General features: G+C 68.6%; 17 protein-coding genes and 1 pseudogene. 6 read left to right on the forward strand and 12 right to left on the reverse strand.

Translation table 11 applies throughout. The features are described from left to right. The coding region (locus QZ951_RS13365) for a DUF1800 family protein (protein WP_293001512.1) at window positions 1-881 on the reverse strand (881 nt) is incomplete at its 3' end. Here QZ951_RS13365 and QZ951_RS13370 point away from each other — a divergent pair. Then, complete coding sequence (locus QZ951_RS13370; protein WP_293001518.1) at window positions 778-1,404, forward strand: hypothetical protein; 627 nt, start codon at window positions 778-780, stop codon at window positions 1,402-1,404. The genes QZ951_RS13365 and QZ951_RS13370 overlap by 104 nt on opposite strands. A 721-nt stretch (window positions 1,405-2,125) precedes the next feature. On the opposite strand, the gene QZ951_RS13375 is transcribed toward QZ951_RS13370, so the two are convergent. Further along, window positions 2,126-2,443 (reverse strand): hypothetical protein, encoded by a 318-nt coding sequence (locus tag QZ951_RS13375; RefSeq protein ID WP_293001265.1) that lies wholly within the window; start codon window positions 2,441-2,443, stop codon window positions 2,126-2,128. A gap of 122 nt (window positions 2,444-2,565) precedes the next feature. Here QZ951_RS13375 and QZ951_RS13380 point away from each other — a divergent pair, with 122 nt between their 5' ends. Further along, entirely contained in the window at window positions 2,566-3,051 is a 486-nt protein-coding gene (locus QZ951_RS13380; protein WP_293001267.1) for a tRNA (cytidine(34)-2'-O)-methyltransferase, read from the forward strand. 61 nt (window positions 3,052-3,112) lie between these two features. On the opposite strand, the pseudogene QZ951_RS13385 reads toward QZ951_RS13380, so the two are convergent. The 4 genes and pseudogenes from QZ951_RS13385 to QZ951_RS13400 form a co-directional block, all read right to left on the reverse strand. Continuing rightward, window positions 3,113-3,532 (reverse strand): annotated as a pseudogene (locus tag QZ951_RS13385) (methyltransferase domain-containing protein); the annotation flags it as partial. A 30-nt stretch (window positions 3,533-3,562) separates the two neighbouring features. Then, on the reverse strand, window positions 3,563-3,718 hold the full coding sequence (locus QZ951_RS13390) for a hypothetical protein (RefSeq protein ID WP_293001269.1): 156 nt from the start codon (window positions 3,716-3,718) through the stop codon (window positions 3,563-3,565). 43 nt (window positions 3,719-3,761) lie between these two features. Then, window positions 3,762-4,889 carry a glycoside hydrolase family 99-like domain-containing protein gene (locus QZ951_RS13395; RefSeq protein ID WP_293001271.1) on the reverse strand — a complete coding sequence of 376 codons (1,128 nt, stop codon included), beginning with the start codon at window positions 4,887-4,889 and terminating at the stop codon, window positions 3,762-3,764. Between the two features lie 90 nt (window positions 4,890-4,979). Next, window positions 4,980-6,113, reverse strand: a complete 1,134-nt coding sequence (locus tag QZ951_RS13400) for a glycosyltransferase family 9 protein (protein ID WP_293001273.1) — start codon at window positions 6,111-6,113, stop codon at window positions 4,980-4,982. Between the two features lie 52 nt (window positions 6,114-6,165). On the opposite strand from QZ951_RS13400, the gene QZ951_RS13405 reads away from it, so the two are divergent. Beyond that, complete coding sequence (locus QZ951_RS13405; RefSeq protein WP_293001275.1) at window positions 6,166-7,101, forward strand: glycosyltransferase family 2 protein; 936 nt, start codon at window positions 6,166-6,168, stop codon at window positions 7,099-7,101. Then, window positions 7,098-8,162, forward strand: coding sequence for a glycosyltransferase family 4 protein (locus QZ951_RS13410; RefSeq protein WP_293001277.1), 1,065 nt, complete (start codon window positions 7,098-7,100; stop codon window positions 8,160-8,162). Before QZ951_RS13405 ends, QZ951_RS13410 begins: the two co-directional genes overlap by 4 nt. On the opposite strand, the gene QZ951_RS13415 is transcribed toward QZ951_RS13410, so the two are convergent. Beyond that, on the reverse strand, window positions 8,131-9,156 hold the full coding sequence (locus QZ951_RS13415) for a glycosyltransferase family 9 protein (protein ID WP_293001279.1): 1,026 nt from the start codon (window positions 9,154-9,156) through the stop codon (window positions 8,131-8,133). The genes QZ951_RS13410 and QZ951_RS13415 overlap by 32 nt on opposite strands. A gap of 196 nt (window positions 9,157-9,352) precedes the next feature. Here QZ951_RS13415 and QZ951_RS13420 point away from each other — a divergent pair, with 196 nt between their 5' ends. Beyond that, complete coding sequence (locus QZ951_RS13420; protein WP_293001281.1) at window positions 9,353-10,438, forward strand: glycosyltransferase family 9 protein; 1,086 nt, start codon at window positions 9,353-9,355, stop codon at window positions 10,436-10,438. Window positions 10,439-10,445: 7 nt separating this feature from the next. Here the strand turns inward: QZ951_RS13420 and QZ951_RS13425 are convergent, their stop codons facing one another. The 5 genes from QZ951_RS13425 to QZ951_RS13445 form a co-directional block, all read right to left on the reverse strand. Beyond that, on the reverse strand, window positions 10,446-10,955 hold the full coding sequence (locus QZ951_RS13425) for a DUF3291 domain-containing protein (protein WP_293001283.1): 510 nt from the start codon (window positions 10,953-10,955) through the stop codon (window positions 10,446-10,448). A 61-nt stretch (window positions 10,956-11,016) separates the two neighbouring features. Beyond that, window positions 11,017-12,024: an NAD(P)H-dependent glycerol-3-phosphate dehydrogenase gene (locus QZ951_RS13430; protein ID WP_293001286.1), complete on the reverse strand. Its 1,008-nt coding sequence runs from the start codon at window positions 12,022-12,024 to the stop codon at window positions 11,017-11,019. Window positions 12,025-12,319: 295 nt separating this feature from the next. Then, window positions 12,320-12,826 carry a protein-export chaperone SecB gene (gene secB / locus QZ951_RS13435; protein WP_293001288.1) on the reverse strand — a complete coding sequence of 169 codons (507 nt, stop codon included), beginning with the start codon at window positions 12,824-12,826 and terminating at the stop codon, window positions 12,320-12,322. A gap of 50 nt (window positions 12,827-12,876) precedes the next feature. Then, a complete protein-coding gene (grxC, locus tag QZ951_RS13440) occupies window positions 12,877-13,134 on the reverse strand; it encodes a glutaredoxin 3 (RefSeq protein ID WP_293001290.1) in 258 nt (85 codons plus the stop codon). Window positions 13,135-13,166: 32 nt separating this feature from the next. Further along, window positions 13,167-13,595 carry a rhodanese-like domain-containing protein gene (locus QZ951_RS13445; RefSeq protein ID WP_293001292.1) on the reverse strand — a complete coding sequence of 143 codons (429 nt, stop codon included), beginning with the start codon at window positions 13,593-13,595 and terminating at the stop codon, window positions 13,167-13,169. A 117-nt stretch (window positions 13,596-13,712) separates the two neighbouring features. Between QZ951_RS13445 and QZ951_RS13450 the strand changes: the two genes are divergently transcribed. Further along, window positions 13,713-14,885, forward strand: coding sequence for a peptidoglycan DD-metalloendopeptidase family protein (locus QZ951_RS13450; protein WP_293001294.1), 1,173 nt, complete (start codon window positions 13,713-13,715; stop codon window positions 14,883-14,885). Window positions 14,886-14,993: the final 108 nt, after the last annotated feature.

Below are 14,993 nucleotides of genomic sequence, written 5' to 3' on the forward strand. Positions count from 1 at the left end.
AACACCGTCGCCACCCGCTGCACGTACGCCGGGCTCGGATTCGCCGTCACCAGCTTGCGGATCAGCTGCTGCGACACGAACGGGCCCACGTTCGGGTGGTTGAACAGCACGTCCAGCGCCTGACGCAGCTCCGGCAACGCCTGCTGCCCCGCTGCAATCGTCGTGTTCCCGATGATCGTCTTCGCGTTCGTGTCGTGATACTGCTGGTACGGCGCCATCGGCGTGATGCGGTCCGGATCGAGCACCGTGAACGAGAACGAATCGGTGCCGCCGCCGCCCGGGCCGAAGCCGGTGAAGACGCGCGCCAGGTTCTCCACATCGGCCTGGTTGTAGGTCGGGATCGTCGCGCCCTGCGGCGTCAGCTGCGGCGTGCCATCGAGGTTCAGCCGAACCAGACCGACGGTGAACAGCTGCATGATCTCGCGGGCATAGTTCTCGTCGGATCGGATGCCGTTCGCCGGATCCGGCCGCTGGTTGCGGATCATCGACAGGTACAGCCCCATCTGCGGGGTCAGCGTCACCTGTTCCAGCAGGGTGCGGTAACTGCCGAAGGCGTTGCGGGCGAGGATGTCGTAATAGTTCGCGAGACCCTTGACGTCGAAATTCAGCGCGCCGAAGTTTTCCGAGACCACGAACAGTTCCGACAGCGCGAACGCCACGCGCTGGCGAAGCTGGTCAGGACCGGTGATCGACGACCGGAACCAGGCATCCATGCGGTCGGCCTGAACCAGCGCCGCCCCCCCTGCCTCCCGCTGCTGCAGGTAGGGCAGTTGCAGCGTGATCGGAGCGTTGCGCTGCTGCGTCAGCCAGGGGTCGAAGCTGGTGGCGGTCGCCAGACTGTTGATCTCCGAGAGCTTCGGTCCGAACGTCGCCTGCGTCAGGAAGCGCGCCGCTTCCGCGGTGCCGATCGGTCCCGCTCCGCCTCCGGTGGTTCCGCCGGTGGTTCCGCCCGTGGTCCCGCCGCCGGTCGTGCCCCCGGTGGTCGATCCCCCGGTCGTCGTGCCGCCCGTGGTCGTGCCACCCGTCGTCGTGCCGCCGGTGGTGGAGCCGCCGGTGGTGGAACCGCCGGTCGTGCTGCCGCCCGTCGTCGACCCGCCGGTGGTCGTGCCGCCGCTCGTCGAGCCGCCCGTCGATCCGCCCGTGGTCGAGCTTCCCGTCGTCGTGCCGCCGCCGGTGGATCCGCCCGACGTCGTGCCGCCCGTCGTGCCGCCCGTCGTGCCGCCACCGGTGGTCGATCCGGTCGTGCCGCCGCCGGTCGTGGTGCCGGTGGTGGAACCGCTGCCGCCGCCGATGTTCGATGTCGGGCCGCCCCCGCCGCCACACGCGGCAAGTACCGTGACCGACAACGCGACGATCCATGTCGTCCTGAGATTCATGTACTTGGCCTCTGATGGTTGCTGGTGACGTAAGGCCAATTAGTACCGGCCGTGAGTCGCTCTCGACTTGACGAGCAGTTCAACGAGCGTTCTGGACCGACAAAGCGCCAAGCAACAGTTTTGCCAATGATTGTTAACAACCATTGACAGCAGCGCCGCAGAGGTGGCCGAAAAAACCGCATTTGCTACATTTAACTTTTCAAATTCAGGGGTTTGCAGATCGCTTGGCGCCTGAATCAGGCTCGCGCTCCTTTCGTCGGCCGGCTTCCTGGCCGCTGGGGAAACGGGGTCCGGTAGGACCCCTCCACGTCGATCCGTGACGCCTCGTGCGGGATTGTTCAACGATAACAACAACATCTGACCGACAGCTTACACAGGACCGAGCCCGCAAATCGACCTAAATTTGACCTCGCCGGCCGCGACGCGACAAACGGCAGGCTTTTCGCGCGCGGCGCTCTTCCGTCGGCGCGCGAGACGACATGGCCCGTCCGCCTCGTCAGGAAATTTTGAACTTTCGTTATGAATCGCCGGGGATGCGGGATTCGCTTGGCGTTTGCGAATATTTTCGCGCAGCGCGTCTCGGCGGCGTCCAACGGCGGTCGAGGCGCACCGAATGGGTGCATTCAACCCTGGTATTTCCGCTCCGGATCTGGGCCGGCATCGCAATTGATGGCTGCGGCTGACCACGAGCCGCCGCGCGCCCACAAAAAAAGGCACCCGAAGGTGCCTTCCTGCCCGCCCCAACCCGATCAGTTGACGTCTTCGCCCAGCGGCCGGGTGAAGGTGTACGCCGCCGGTTCCACGACCAGCTTGCGTGCCGGATCGGCAACATTGCCGGCCAGCAGCTCGAACGGCAGGGCGGCGACGAACACGACGGTGCCGAGCACGGTCGCGACCAGGCCCAGCGGCCGCGCGACCACCAGATCGACCGCCATCGCAGCACCGGATGGCGCACCATTGCTGCCGTTCTCGTAGCCCGGCGAGGCCGTTTCGGCGACCGCAGTGGCCGAGGCCAGCGACAATGCGACGCCGGCGAGCAGCGACAGCGTGCGGGATTGAATCGACATGGCACCCTCGAAATGATTGAAAACGCGACGTTTTGCAGACTAGGCGGGGGCTACTGCCCTGTCAACCGAGCCGCGCTCGCGGACACTGGCGCCGCGCATCGCCCCGGGCGAGGGCGTCATCGATGATCCAGGTGGCGCTGTATCAGCCGGAGATTCCGCCGAACACCGGCAACGCCATTCGCCTGTGCGCGAACACCGGCGCCGCCTTGCATCTGGTCAGGCCGCTGGGCTTCGCACTCGATGACGCCAAGCTCCGCCGCGCCGGGCTCGACTATCACGAGTACACGCGTCTGACCGTGCATGACGATCTCGCCGCCCTGCGCGCGGCGACCGGCAACGCCCGCTGGTTCGCGTTCACCACCCGCGCCACGCGGCGCTTCGATGCCGTGGCCTACCAGCCGGGCGACGTGCTGCTGTTCGGCCCGGAAACCCGCGGCTTGCCCGCCGACGTGCTTGACACGCTGCCGCCGGAGCAGCGGCTGTATCTGCCGCAGCAGCCCGCCGCGCGCAGCCTGAATCTGTCGAACGCGGTGGCCGTGGCGGTCTACGAGGCATGGCGGCAACTGGGCTACGCCGGTGCCCGCGAGCAGGGGCCGGTCGCTTCCTGAGGCAGTGCCGAATTCGGGTCCGAATTCAGAGCCGTGCGACACAGGCGAACTGCAGATAGCGCTAGTCCTCGCGACGCCCGAACGACAGCGCGTTCAGCACGCGGAAATGGCGGTTGAACGTCGGGTTGATGCCTTCGATGCGCGCGAGCCGGTAGCCGGTCTCGGCGAACAGTCGCTCGATGCTCTTCTTGGTGAAGAAGCGCAGGTGGGTGCGATCGAAGATGCCGTCGTCCAGCGCCGGAAAATCGCGATCGCGCAGGATCGTCCGCACCGCCGGGTAATAGCGGATGTTCGGGATCGATGCGACCACCGTCGCAGCCGGTGCGAGCTTCGCTTTCAGTCGACGCAGGAAGGTCCACGGATCGACCAGATGTTCGAGCACGTCGTTGCAGGTGACGAGATCGAAGTAGTTGTCCGGCACCGTCAGGATCAGCTCGGTGGCGTCGCCGACCAGCACCTTGTCCAGCACCCGCGCGGCCCTGGCCGCGGTCTCGACGTTGTATTCGAGGCCTCAGACCTCGGCCCTGAACTGCTGCTTCATCGCGTGACCGAAGGCACCGCCGGCACAGCCGCCCTCCAGCACGCGGGACGCCGCTTTCGGCAGGAACGGCATCATGTCCGAGCGCGGATTGCGGTCGTACCACTTCAGGTCGGCAAGGTCGTTCATCGGCGACAGGACTCCGGTGGCGACCGTGGCCGGAACGGCACGGTCAGGGCTGCAACGCCCGCTGCGTGGCCTCGAGAAAGCCATGGCCGAACTTGCGGCACGGCTCCAGATGCGCGCCTTCCGCCCATTCGTTCCAGGCGTTGATGAAGACCAGGCGCTCGCCCGGCGGCTGCTCGCGGCGCGCCTGTTCGACGATCCGGCGCAGCCAGTCCTCGTAGGCGGCCGGCGTGTTGTTGATGAAGATCTTGGCGCGACCCTGCGGCCGGCGCGAGCTGTTGTCCCAGCCCGGCACCACGCCGCGATAGCGTCGATACGCGACCGACGGCCGCTTCATCGCCGCATCGACGAGCGCCGAGTACTCGAACACCGAGTTCTCGGCCTTGCCGCGCGCCAGCAGCCCGAGCCGCGACATCAGCCGGCGCACGGTGTGGCTGCGCAGCGGGCTGCCCTGCCACCAGGCATCGATCTTCAGATCGCCGCCCGGTGGAAATTCGATCGCGGCATCGCAGCCGTAATCGGCCGGCACCAGATCGTCCCTGAAGCTCTGCACGCAGGCGAGGTACAGGCCATCGAGCCCGTTGGCCTTCGCCACCTCGCGCCAGCGCTGCGTCGCGGCGCGGGCATCCGGCAGATGCTCGATGCGGTAGACGAGGAACAGCGGCCGGTTGTCGATGCGGATGTAGCGCGGATCGTGAAACGCCGGCAGCAGTTCCTCGAGCATGCGCTGCGGGTCTTCCGGCGCGTACTTCTGCTCCATCAGCAGATCGTGATGCTTGCCGTCCCAATTGCGGCCCCAGCTTTCATTGGCCCAGGCGAGGCAGAACGGGAAGTCCGGCTTGCCGCTGGCCAGCACTTCGTTGAACGGCCGTTCGAGGATGCGGCGGCCGGAAAACCAGTAGTGGTAGTAGCAGAAGCCGTGAATGCCGTAGCGCCGCGCGAGTGCGGCCTGTTCCTCGCGCACCTCCGGCAGCCGCAGATCGTAGAAGCCGAGGTCGGTCGGCAGCTGCGGCTGGTAATGGCCGGGAAACTGCGACCGCGCCTTGGTGACGTTGGTCCACTCGGTGAAACCCTTGCCCCACCAGGCATCGTTCTCCGGCACCGGATGGAACTGCGGCAGATAGAACGCGATGGCGCGCACGGCGTCGGCAGCATCGGACGGCAAGGACGACATGGGTGCAGGCGACTCCGGTACGAACCGCAGGCTCAGGCGGCAGGCATCAGAGTGTCACGCGGCACCGAGCAGCGGCAACGCGCCGTCGGGTCATCCGTGCGCGTGCACCGCCGCCAGCACCCGCGCCGGCGGCAGCGCATCGAGGCAGTCCGAGCCGCTGTCCAGCCGCCGCTCGCAGCCTTCCTGCAAGCACGGAATGCAGTCCGGGTAGCGCCCCGCCGTGCCCTGCAGCAGCGTGACATTGCCGAGCGACTGCCGTGCCGCCGTGCGCTGCCACGGGCTGGCGGCATCGCTGGCACAACCCTGCGGCCACGGCCCCCAGACCACCGGATCGGATGGCCCGAACAGTGCCACGGTCGGCGTGCCGCAGGCGGCGGCGAGATGCGTCACCGAGGTATCCGGTCCGATGAACACCTGTGCGGCTTCGAGCAGCGGCGTCAGTTCGGCCAGGCTCAGACGGCCGGCCAGATCGATCACGTCCGCATCGGCCGCAAACGGCGACAGCAGCTCCGCGACGAAGGCGCGTTCCGCCGCCGCCGGACCGCCGGTGACGCAGACACGCAGGTCGCGCGCGCGCAAGCCGGCGATCAGCGCGCGCCAGCCGGCCTGCGTCCAGCCCTTGTAGCGGAACATCGCCATCGGATGCACCACGGCATAGCGACGCGCGTCCCAGCCACTGCCGAGCGCGGCATCGAGGCGATCCAGCAGCGCCGGACGCGGCGGCACCAGCACCGGCACCCGCGGTATGCCGAGCGCATCGGCCAGCGCCAGATAGCGCACCACCGCATGCTGCGCGGCCTCGGGCGTCGCGGTGCGGCCGATCAGCAGCCGCTTCCACGTACGGCCGGGCTCGTTCGACGGCGGCAGCAGGCCGGCCGTACGACGCCCGCACCAGCGCGCGACGCCATGTGCGCGGTCGCTGGTCTGGGTCGCGATCGCGAGGTCGTAGGCACGAAACAGCGGCAGCAGCGTGCGCCGCCATTCCGGGCCGCGTGCCGGCAAGGCCATGACCCGGGCCAGATCGGGATTGCCAGCGAGCACGGCGGCGGTCTCGGCAAACACCAGCGCCTCGATCTGGGCCTGCGGCCACGCAGTCTTCAGGCTGCGGATCAAGGCCGTTGCCAGCAGCACGTCGCCGATGCGGCGCAGGCAGACCACGAGCACGCGCCGCGGCGGGGCGACGGCAGGGCGGGCGGCGGGACGGACAGCAGCAGGCAGGGACATCGCGAAGGGGCACGTTATGATCGCGACCAGAATAACGTCCTCCCGAGCAGCGATGGCCAGCCCCGCTTCGAACGTCCCGTCGAAGGTCTCGTCGACTGACCCGACGTCGTGCGCGCCGCGCTTCGAGACGCTGACCGTGATCCTGGTCAGCTACAACAGCCGCGACATCCTCAGGCAGACGGCGCCGCCGCTGCGCGACCTCGCGCACGTCGTCATCGTCGACAACGCCAGTGACGATGACACCGTGGCGGTGGCGCAAGCGCTGCTGCCGAATTCGACGGTCCATGCCTCGCCGGTCAATCTCGGCTTCGGCCGCGCCAACAATGTCGCGCTCGAACAGGCAACCACGCCGTTCGCGCTGCTGCTGAATCCCGATTGCCGCTTCGACCCGGCCATGGTCCAGCGCCTGCTCGATGCCGCCGCGCGCTACCCGAACGCCGCGATCCTGGCCCCATGCCTGCACGATGCCCGCGGCAAGGCGCAGGTCGCGTACGACGGGCCGTTCTGGCAGCGCGGCGGGCCGCCGTACCTCGAGCCAAGCGGTGACCTGTGCGCCGATTTCCTGCCCGGTGCGGCCCTGCTGCTGCGGCTGGAACGGTTCCGCGACGTCGGCTACTTCGATCCGGCGATCTTCATGTACTACGAGGACGACGACCTGTGCCTGCGCCTGCGCCGCGCGGGCCACGCACTGGTGCTGGTGCAAGACGCCACCCTCGAGCACCTCGTCGGCCAGTCGTCGCGCCGCACCCTGCGCCTGCTGCACCGCAAGTACTTCCACGAGATGGCGTCGCGCCTGTATGTCTGGAGCAAGTACCGTGGCCGGGCGCCGGCGCTGAAACTGGCGGCGAAGCTCGCGCTGACCAACCTGCTCAAGCTGCCGCTGTTCGCGCTGACCTTCAACGGCCACATGACCGTGCGCTCGCTCGGCCGCGTGCAGGCGGCACTCAAGGCATTCGTACAGATCAAGCCGCGGGGCGATGCGGCATGAAGGTCGCCATCGTCCACTACCAGTTCAAGCGCGGTGGCGGCATGGAGTCCTACCTCGCCGATCTGGTTCGCGGCTTTCGCGCGGCGGGCGATGCGGTGGATGTCTGGGCGCGCGAGGTCGATGCCGATTTCGCGCGCGAACTCGGCGCCAGCGCTTTCCGCCTGCTGCCGATCCCGCTGCCGCGCGCATTCCGCAACCGCGTGTTCGCGTCGCGCATCGAGAAACTCGAACTGACCGATCGCTATGATCTGGTGATTGCCCTGTCGCGCACGCGCGGCCACCACGTGGCGATCAACGGCGGCACGCATCCGGGTTTTGCCGAAGCGACGAACCGGCCGGACAGCGCCCATGACCGGCGCGAGACCCGGCTGGAACGCAGCATGCTCGGCTGCGCGCAGGCGGTCGTCGCCCATTCCGGCACCCTCGCCGCGCAGATCCGCCGTTTCTATCCGGACGCGGCGGCGCGCGTGAACGTGCTGTATCCGCCGATCGACACCACCCGCTTCCATCCGCTGGATGAAGCTGCCCGCAGCCGCGCGCGGCAGGCGCTCGGACTGGCGCGCGACGACCTCGCGTTCGTGTTTCCATCGATGGATCACGCGCGCAAGGGGCTTTCGCCGCTGCTGGAAGCATTTCGCGAACTGGACGACCCCCGCGCCCGCCTGCTGGTGGCCGGACGCAGCGCCCGCGCCGCGTTGCCGCCGCGGGTCACCGTGCTCGGCTACGTGCAGGACATGCCGGCGCTGTATGCCGCGGCAGACTGGACGGTGCTGCCGTCGCGCTACGAGCCGTTCGGCCTGGTCATCGCCGAATCGCTGGCCTGCGGCACGCCGGCGATCATCAGCCGCGAGGCTGGCGTGGCCGAGCTGATGGCGCCCGACGACGGCCTGCTGCTTGATGCGATCACGCCGGACGCGATCCTCGCCGCGCTGCGCCAGGCCTGCGCCGCGCCGCGCCAGCCCGTGGCGGATTTCGCCGAGCGTCACGGGCTGACGCTGGCTGCGCACATCGATGGCTTGAAGCGCTGCGTCAGTGCGGTGCGGCGAGCAGTTTCAGGCTGAGCGCCGCCACTTCCGCGACATCGATGTTGGCCATGCCGGATTCCGGCGGCGTGGCGTAGACCGGCTTCAGATGCTCGCAGAACGCCGACAGGCTGCGGAAGCCGAACAGCCCGATCGTCGGGATGCCGATCGCCGCCGCGAGATTCATTCCCGAACTGTCATTGCCGACATACAGGCTCGATTCCGCAAGCAGCGCGAGGCTCAGCCGCAGGTCCGGGCCGATCGCCGGCAGGTTGACGACGACCGTGTCCGCCGGCATCTGCGACAGGAATTCGGTGGCCACCGCGGCCACGTCGCGATGGCCGAACAGGATGAAGCCGATGTCCGGGTGATGGCTCTGAATCGCTCGCGCCACGGTCGCGAACCGCGTGCCGCCCCACTGCCGCACGGCGACCGACGAACTCATGCCGAGCGTCACCCAGCGCGGGCGCCCGGCGGTCAAGGCGCGGGCGTCGGCGACGAAGGCCGGGCTCGGTTCGAGATTCGGCCAGACCGGCGCGTAGTCGAAGCCGTGGCGTTCCAGCACCGTCTGCATCCAGTACAGGCTGCGCGGATGCGGCGTGCGGTCCGGCACGAAGGCGTGATGCGAAAACATCGGCAGCCGGATGAACGCGCGCCGCGGCAGATAGGCGTAGCGGTTCGGGATGCCGGCGCGCCACGCGGCCAGCGCGAAGAAGGTCTCGAAATTGACGTGGTAGACGTGCTGCAGCGCGAGGCTTTCGAGCAGTTCCCGCGTCAGTGCGGTGCGCCGCGGCCGGTCCGGTCCCAGTGTCGAGCGAATGCTGATGACCCGCGCCAGGCACGGCTGTTCGGCAAACATCGCGTTAACATCGTCGGCGAGATAATTGATCAGCACCAGCGGCCCGTGGCGCAGTGCCAGCCGCTTGATCAGGCCCATGTGCACCGCGTTGTCGCCGATGGCGCCGCTGATGAAGACGGCCGCCGTGGCCGCGGACACGGGCGCCGCCGTCGAGGCGGCTGCCGTCGTCGTCATCGAAATGCGAAGCGAAGCCTCGGCCGCCTGGCCGCTGCCTCACCCGCGTCGCGCAAATCCAGATTCGTGATCAGCATGTCGAGATGAACGTACCGGTTTCGGATACAGCCACGGCTGCACAGCGTCCCGCCGCCGGAAGGCTGCGCTGCGCGCCGATCGTACGCTGCCCTACCATCAGCGTCGACGGCGCGTGCCGATGAGCCGGCCGACGCTGCCACAGGCTGCCGATCGACACGCGGCCCGTTCCGGATCGTCGGACCTTGCCCGCCGCCTGCAGAGCGCGCGCAAGCTGCTGGTGATCGACTCCGGCGGGCTCGGCGATCACATCCACAGCCTGCCGGCGCTGTGGCTGCTGCGGCAGAACAATGCCGACGCCGCGCTGCACGTCTTGGGCGGTCACGGCCTGTTCGGCGCGATGACGCCGTGGATCGATCATGTCTGGCCGTACGCCCGGCGCGGGCTGCAGGCGGACCTGCGCTGGATCGCGCGTCTGCGCGCCGAGCGCTACGACGCCGCCCTCGTGCTGACCAGCAGCAATCACGCGGCGGCGATCGGCGGCCTGTGCGGCGCGCCGCTGCGGCTTGCGCGCCGGGCCGATGCCAACAAGCGCTGGTGGTGGCAGCCGTGGCTGCACACGCGGATCGTCGAGCAGCCGTTCCACCGGATGCCGATGTATCGGCAGCGCTGGCAGATGCTGAAGGACCTCGGCCTGCAGGGCAGCGCACCGGAATTCCGGGTCGAGATCGCTGCCACCGCGCGCCGCGCGGCCGGCATCGATGCCGACGACGACGGACGCTATCTGCACCTCAGCGCCAACGCCACCGACGACCGCCGCGACCTGCCCATCGCCCAGCAGGCCGGGCTGTGGAACGCGCTGCATGCCCGCTTTCCGACGTATCGCATCGCGGTGTCGGCCGACGCCACGGCGCGTGGCCGCAGCAAGCTGCAGGCGCTGCTGCAGCAGATCGAGTTCGTGCCGTGGCGGGTGTTCGACGGCACGCTCGACATCGCCGGCTTCGCCTCGGTGGTGCAAGGTGCGGCGGCCCATGTCGGGCCGGATTCCGGCGGGCTGCACATCGCCCGCGTCGCCGGCACGCGGTCGGTGTCGTGGTTCCGGCAGAACCATCATCTGCCGAACTGGTTTCCGGATGATCCCGAGCGCCATCAGGCGTTCATCGCGCCGGAATCGCGCGATGACGGCCTTCACGGGCTGGACAACGAGACGCTGATCGAGGCCGTCGCACGGGCACTGGCGTCACGCGCATCGGCAAGCGAGGCGTGAGCGGCGTCTAGCCAGCCGGGCACTCGTCGACGAAGCGCTCGGCGGTTTGCCCAGCGGCGTGCCCGGCCCCGGCATCGGGCGGCGGGAACGCTGCGCGGAAGGTGAAGGCGCGCGGCGTCGGGCCATGGGCCCGCAGATGGTCGAGCGCGGCCTTCGCATCCTCGACCGTCGGCGCCACGCCCGCCGGCACCCACCACAACACCATGTAGGCCTGCGGCATCTTCTCGAACCACTGGCGGCGCTGCTGCATGATCGCCAGATGCTCCGGGCCGAAAACGAAGTCGCGCAGCGCCTGCACATCGCGCCAGACCGACAGGTTCACCAGCATCTCGTCGCCGAACGGCCGCAGCGCGGTGGCATTGCCGTCATCGGTCTTGAGCCGCCAGCGATAGCCTGCGCTGGCCTCGGCCAGGGCGTTGATCCGGTCGAGATTGGCGACGAAATCCGCCATCAGCGCCGAGTCGATCGGCCCCTTCATCAGCGCGATATTGAGCTGGGCCAGTTCGTACTGCGCCATCGAAAGTCTCCGCGAATGCCTTTGCGACCAGCGTGCCGCAGTTCGCGCGTCGGCCGCTACCTCAGCCGGCTTCCGCGCGCAGCGGCCGCTCGGCCAGCCGCTTGACCGCCTCGACCGCCGTCACCTGCCCGGCGATCACCGCACCGGCCATCTCGTGCAGCGGCATGTCCACACCCAGCCGATGCGCCAGCCGCAGCACTTCCGGTGCCGCGCGCACACCTTCGACCACGCCTTCGAGCGAGGCCTTGGCCTGCTCCGGCGTCTTGCCCTCGCCGAGCTGGATGCCGTAACGGCGATTGCGCGACTGGTTGTCGGTGCAGGTCAGCACCAGATCGCCGAGGCCGGCCATGCCCATCAGCGTTTCCGGCTGCGCGCCGAGCGCCGTGGCCAGCCGCGTGATCTCGTTCAGACCGCGCGTGATCATCGCTGCGCGGGTGTTGGCGCCCAGGCCCAGACCATCGGCGATGCCGACGGCGATCGCCAGCACGTTCTTGGCCGCACCGCCGATCTCGACCCCGATCAGGTCTTCCGAGGTGTAGGCGCGGAAGCCATCGCCATGCAGCCGCGCCGCCATCCGCTCGGCGAACGCCGGATCGTTCGCGGCCACCGTCACCGCCGTCGGCAGGCCGATGCCGAGTTCCTTGGCGAACGTCGGCCCGGAAATCACCGCGATGCTGCGCGACTCGCCGAGCAACTCGGCAATCACCTCGTGCGCCAGCCGCCCGCTGCCCGGCTCCAGCCCCTTCGAGGCACAGGCAATGCCCTGCTCCGGCCGCAGCAGCGGCAGCAGCCGCTCGCAGGTCTCGCGCAGGGTCGGGCTCGGCGTCGAAATCAGGATGTCGCCGGATTCCGCGACCACCCGCGCCAGATCGCTCGTCGCCGTTAGCTGCGCCGGCAGCGCGCAACCCTTCAGGTAGCGCGTGTTCTCCCGGCTTTCCTCCATCGTCGCCATCACTGTGGCATCGCGTCCCCACAGGAACGCCGGCGCGCCACGGCGGGACAGCTGGATGGCCAGCGCCGTCCCAAACGCGCCGGCACCCAGAACACCGATCGGACGCCCGTCAGACATGCCGTTCCCCTGCGCTGGCCCGAACGCCACTCGCCTTGGCGGCTGGCTGCGCCGGCCGCAGGGCTCGGACGTTCCTCGCCGTCCCAAACGCGCCGGCACCCAGAACACCGATCGGACGCCCGTCAGACATGCCGTTCCCCTGCGCTGGCCCGAACGCCACTCGCCTTGGCGGCTGGCTGCGCCGGCCGCAGGGCTCGGACGTTCCTCGCCGCCCCAAACGCGCCGGCACCCAGAACACCGATCGGACGCCCGTCAGACATTCGGATTTCCGGCCGACGACCGACCGAAGAACGATTTACTGAACCGTGGCCGGCGCTGCCGCCGCCTGCGCCTGCGCCTGCGCGAGGTGCTGGGCGTACAGGGCGTCGAAGTTGATCGGCTGCAGCATGACCGGCGGGTAGCCGGTGCGGCCGACGATGTTGGCGATGGCTTCGCGGGCGAACGGCAGGATCACGCCCGGGCAGTACGCGGCGAGCACGTGCTGCACTTCCGCGTTGTCCGGGAAGTTGGCGAGCTGGAAGATGCCGGCCTGATGCACTTCGCACAGGAACGCGACTTCTTCCTTGATCTTCGCGGTGACCGTGACCTGCAGGGTGACCTGGAACACGCCGACGTCGAGCATGTCGATGCCGGTGCCGACCTGCACGTCGATCTGCGGCGCGCCTTCGACGATGAGGATGCGCGGGGCGTTCGGCATTTCCAGCGACGCGTCCTTCAGGAACAGGCGCTGCAGGTAGACCTGACGCTCCGGGGCGTTCTCGATGGTCGGGACGTTCGGCGTAACGGGATTCGGGGTGCTCATGATCGGTTCGTGGTCTTGGGTCGATGCTGCGGGGTGTTGAAGCTGCGCGCTCAGGCGTCGCGCAGCAAGGGATCCAGCTTGCCGGCGCGGTCGAGCGCGGCGAGGTCGTCGAAGCCGCCGACGTGCGTGTCGCCGACGAAGATCTGCGGTACGGTGCGGCGGCCGGAGCGCTCCATCATCTCGGCGCGCAGGTTGTCGTCGCGGTCGACCATGACTTCATCAAAGGCCACGCCCTTGCCGGTCAGCAGGCGCTTGGCGAGCATGCAGTACGGGCAGATGCGGGTCGAATAGACGAGTACCGGTTTCATCGGGTTTCCTCGCAAAGCGTGACGCGCCGAGATTACTTGGCGGTGACGGGAAGGTTGGCGCCGAGCCAGCCGTTGAGGCCGCCGCGCAGGGCGTAGACCTCGGTATGGCCCAGCTTGCGCAGGCGAATCGCGGCTTCGACGGCCGTCGGGCCGATCGCGCAGTAGACGATGACCGGACGCGACTTGTCCTTGCCGATCTCGCTGGCACGGTCGGTCAGTTTCGGCAGCGGCAGGTTGACGGCGTTGAGCAGGTGGCCCTTCTTGAAGTCGGCGGCCGGGCGCACGTCCAGCACCAGCGCATCGCGATCGTTGATCAGGCGAACGGCTTCCGACGGGGCCAGCCGCTTGCCGCCCTGCACGGAACCGTGGACTTCGTTGGCAATCAACGCGACCGTGACGACGATCAGCGCAGCGAACAGGACGAGATGGGCCTGGACAAAGGTCAGCAGTTGGTCGGTCAAGGGGAGGTCAGCGTTGAACAAGGCGATAATGCTCGTGGATTATCGCATTCGTCGCCACCCCCGGAAAGAAACCGCGCTTTGAAGGCTCAGAACCGCACGAATCGACTCGCCGCTGCCGTGCTGGCCGCTTGCGTCTGCCTGACGGTTTCCGTGGCGGCATCGTGGCTGCCGGTGCACGCGGCAAGCACCGCCGACAAGCTGAAAGCCGGTACCGAGGACCTCGGCCGGGTGCGGGCGAAGATCGAGGCGGCGAATCAGAGGATCGACCGCGCCCGCGAAGCGCAGAACGCGCAGCGGGCTGCGGTGGAAGCGGCCGAGCGCAGGATCGCCGAATCGCAGAAGGCGCTGCGCCGGATCGAGGCGGACGCCGACGCGCAGGACGCGAAGGTCAAGGCGGCGATGGCCAGCCGCGCCGCGGCCGAAGCCCGTCTGGTCAAGAGCCGCGAGCAGCTGGCGACCCAGGTGCGCTCGGCCTACGTCGCCGGTCAGGGCGGGCAGACGGCGCTGCTCTTGAGTCAGGACGAGCCGGACCGGATCGGTCGCCTGCTGACCTACTTCGATTACCTGAACCGCGCCAGCGCCCGGCAACTCGATGAAATCAACGCTGAAATCGCAGCCGTGGCGGCCGAGCAGCAGAAGGTCGAGGCGGAACTGGCGGCGCTGAAGCAACTCGAAGCGAGCCAGAAGCGCGCGCTGGCGGCACTGGAGGCCGACCGCCTGAGCCGGCGCAAGGCCGTGGCCGAACTCGATGCGAAGATCGCCAGCGACGCCGAACAGGTGAAGACGCTGAAGTCGAGCGAGCAGGAAATCCAGGCGCTGCTCAAGCAGTTGAAGGAGGCGCTGGCCGAGGTGCCGGCCGTGCGCCCGCCGACGCGCGGCAATGCGCCGTCGAAGCCGTTCGCGAAATCGCGCGGCACCCTCGCCTGGCCGCTGCGCGGCAACATTCTGGCGAACTATGGCGACGCGAAGAACGATAGCCGTCTGCAATGGAAAGGCCTGTGGATCGCCGGGGCCGAAGGCACGCCGGTGCGGGCCGCGGCACCGGGGCGCGTGGCCTATGTCGGCTGGTTGTCGAGCTTCGGGCTGATCGTCGTCGTCGAGCACGACAAGGGCTTCTTCACCCTGTATGGCCACAACGCCAGCGTCGCGAAGGCGGCAGGCGACGAAGTCGATACCGGCGATGTGCTGGCCAGCGTCGGCAATACCGGCGGCTACGAGCGCAGCGGCCTGTATTTCGAGGTGCGGCGTGGCACCGATCCGCTCGACCCGCGCGAGTGGCTGGTGCCCTGACCGTCTTCCGCAGCCGCCCGCCGCTACCGCGCAACGACACCTCCGGTCGCACCGGCGCGGGCCCTGCATGAACGTTGCCGCCATGCTGCGGTCTGCACAATGCGCTGT

This window comes from Nevskia sp. (assembly GCF_021732705.1).
Lineage (GTDB): Bacteria > Pseudomonadota > Gammaproteobacteria > Nevskiales > Nevskiaceae > Nevskia.

Coding starts and splice junctions, on each gene's coding strand:
- QZ951_RS13395 (WP_293001271.1), bottom strand. CDS start 4,889: ATGTCGTCCTTGCCGTCCGATGCTGCCGACGCCGTGCGCGCCATCGCG.
- QZ951_RS13375 (WP_293001265.1), bottom strand. CDS start 2,443: ATGTCGATTCAATCCCGCACGCTGTCGCTGCTCGCCGGCGTCGCATTG.
- secB (WP_293001288.1), bottom strand. CDS start 12,826: ATGAGCACCCCGAATCCCGTTACGCCGAACGTCCCGACCATCGAGAAC.
- QZ951_RS13400 (WP_293001273.1), bottom strand. CDS start 6,113: ATGTCCCTGCCTGCTGCTGTCCGTCCCGCCGCCCGCCCTGCCGTCGCC.
- QZ951_RS13390 (WP_293001269.1), bottom strand. CDS start 3,718: ATGAACGACCTTGCCGACCTGAAGTGGTACGACCGCAATCCGCGCTCG.
- QZ951_RS13405 (WP_293001275.1), top strand. CDS start 6,166: ATGGCCAGCCCCGCTTCGAACGTCCCGTCGAAGGTCTCGTCGACTGAC.
- QZ951_RS13430 (WP_293001286.1), bottom strand. CDS start 12,024: ATGTCTGACGGGCGTCCGATCGGTGTTCTGGGTGCCGGCGCGTTTGGG.
- QZ951_RS13415 (WP_293001279.1), bottom strand. CDS start 9,156: ATGACGACGACGGCAGCCGCCTCGACGGCGGCGCCCGTGTCCGCGGCC.
- QZ951_RS13425 (WP_293001283.1), bottom strand. CDS start 10,955: ATGGCGCAGTACGAACTGGCCCAGCTCAATATCGCGCTGATGAAGGGG.
- QZ951_RS13380 (WP_293001267.1), top strand. CDS start 2,566: ATGATCCAGGTGGCGCTGTATCAGCCGGAGATTCCGCCGAACACCGGC.
- QZ951_RS13410 (WP_293001277.1), top strand. CDS start 7,098: ATGAAGGTCGCCATCGTCCACTACCAGTTCAAGCGCGGTGGCGGCATG.
- QZ951_RS13420 (WP_293001281.1), top strand. CDS start 9,353: ATGAGCCGGCCGACGCTGCCACAGGCTGCCGATCGACACGCGGCCCGT.
- grxC (WP_293001290.1), bottom strand. CDS start 13,134: ATGAAACCGGTACTCGTCTATTCGACCCGCATCTGCCCGTACTGCATG.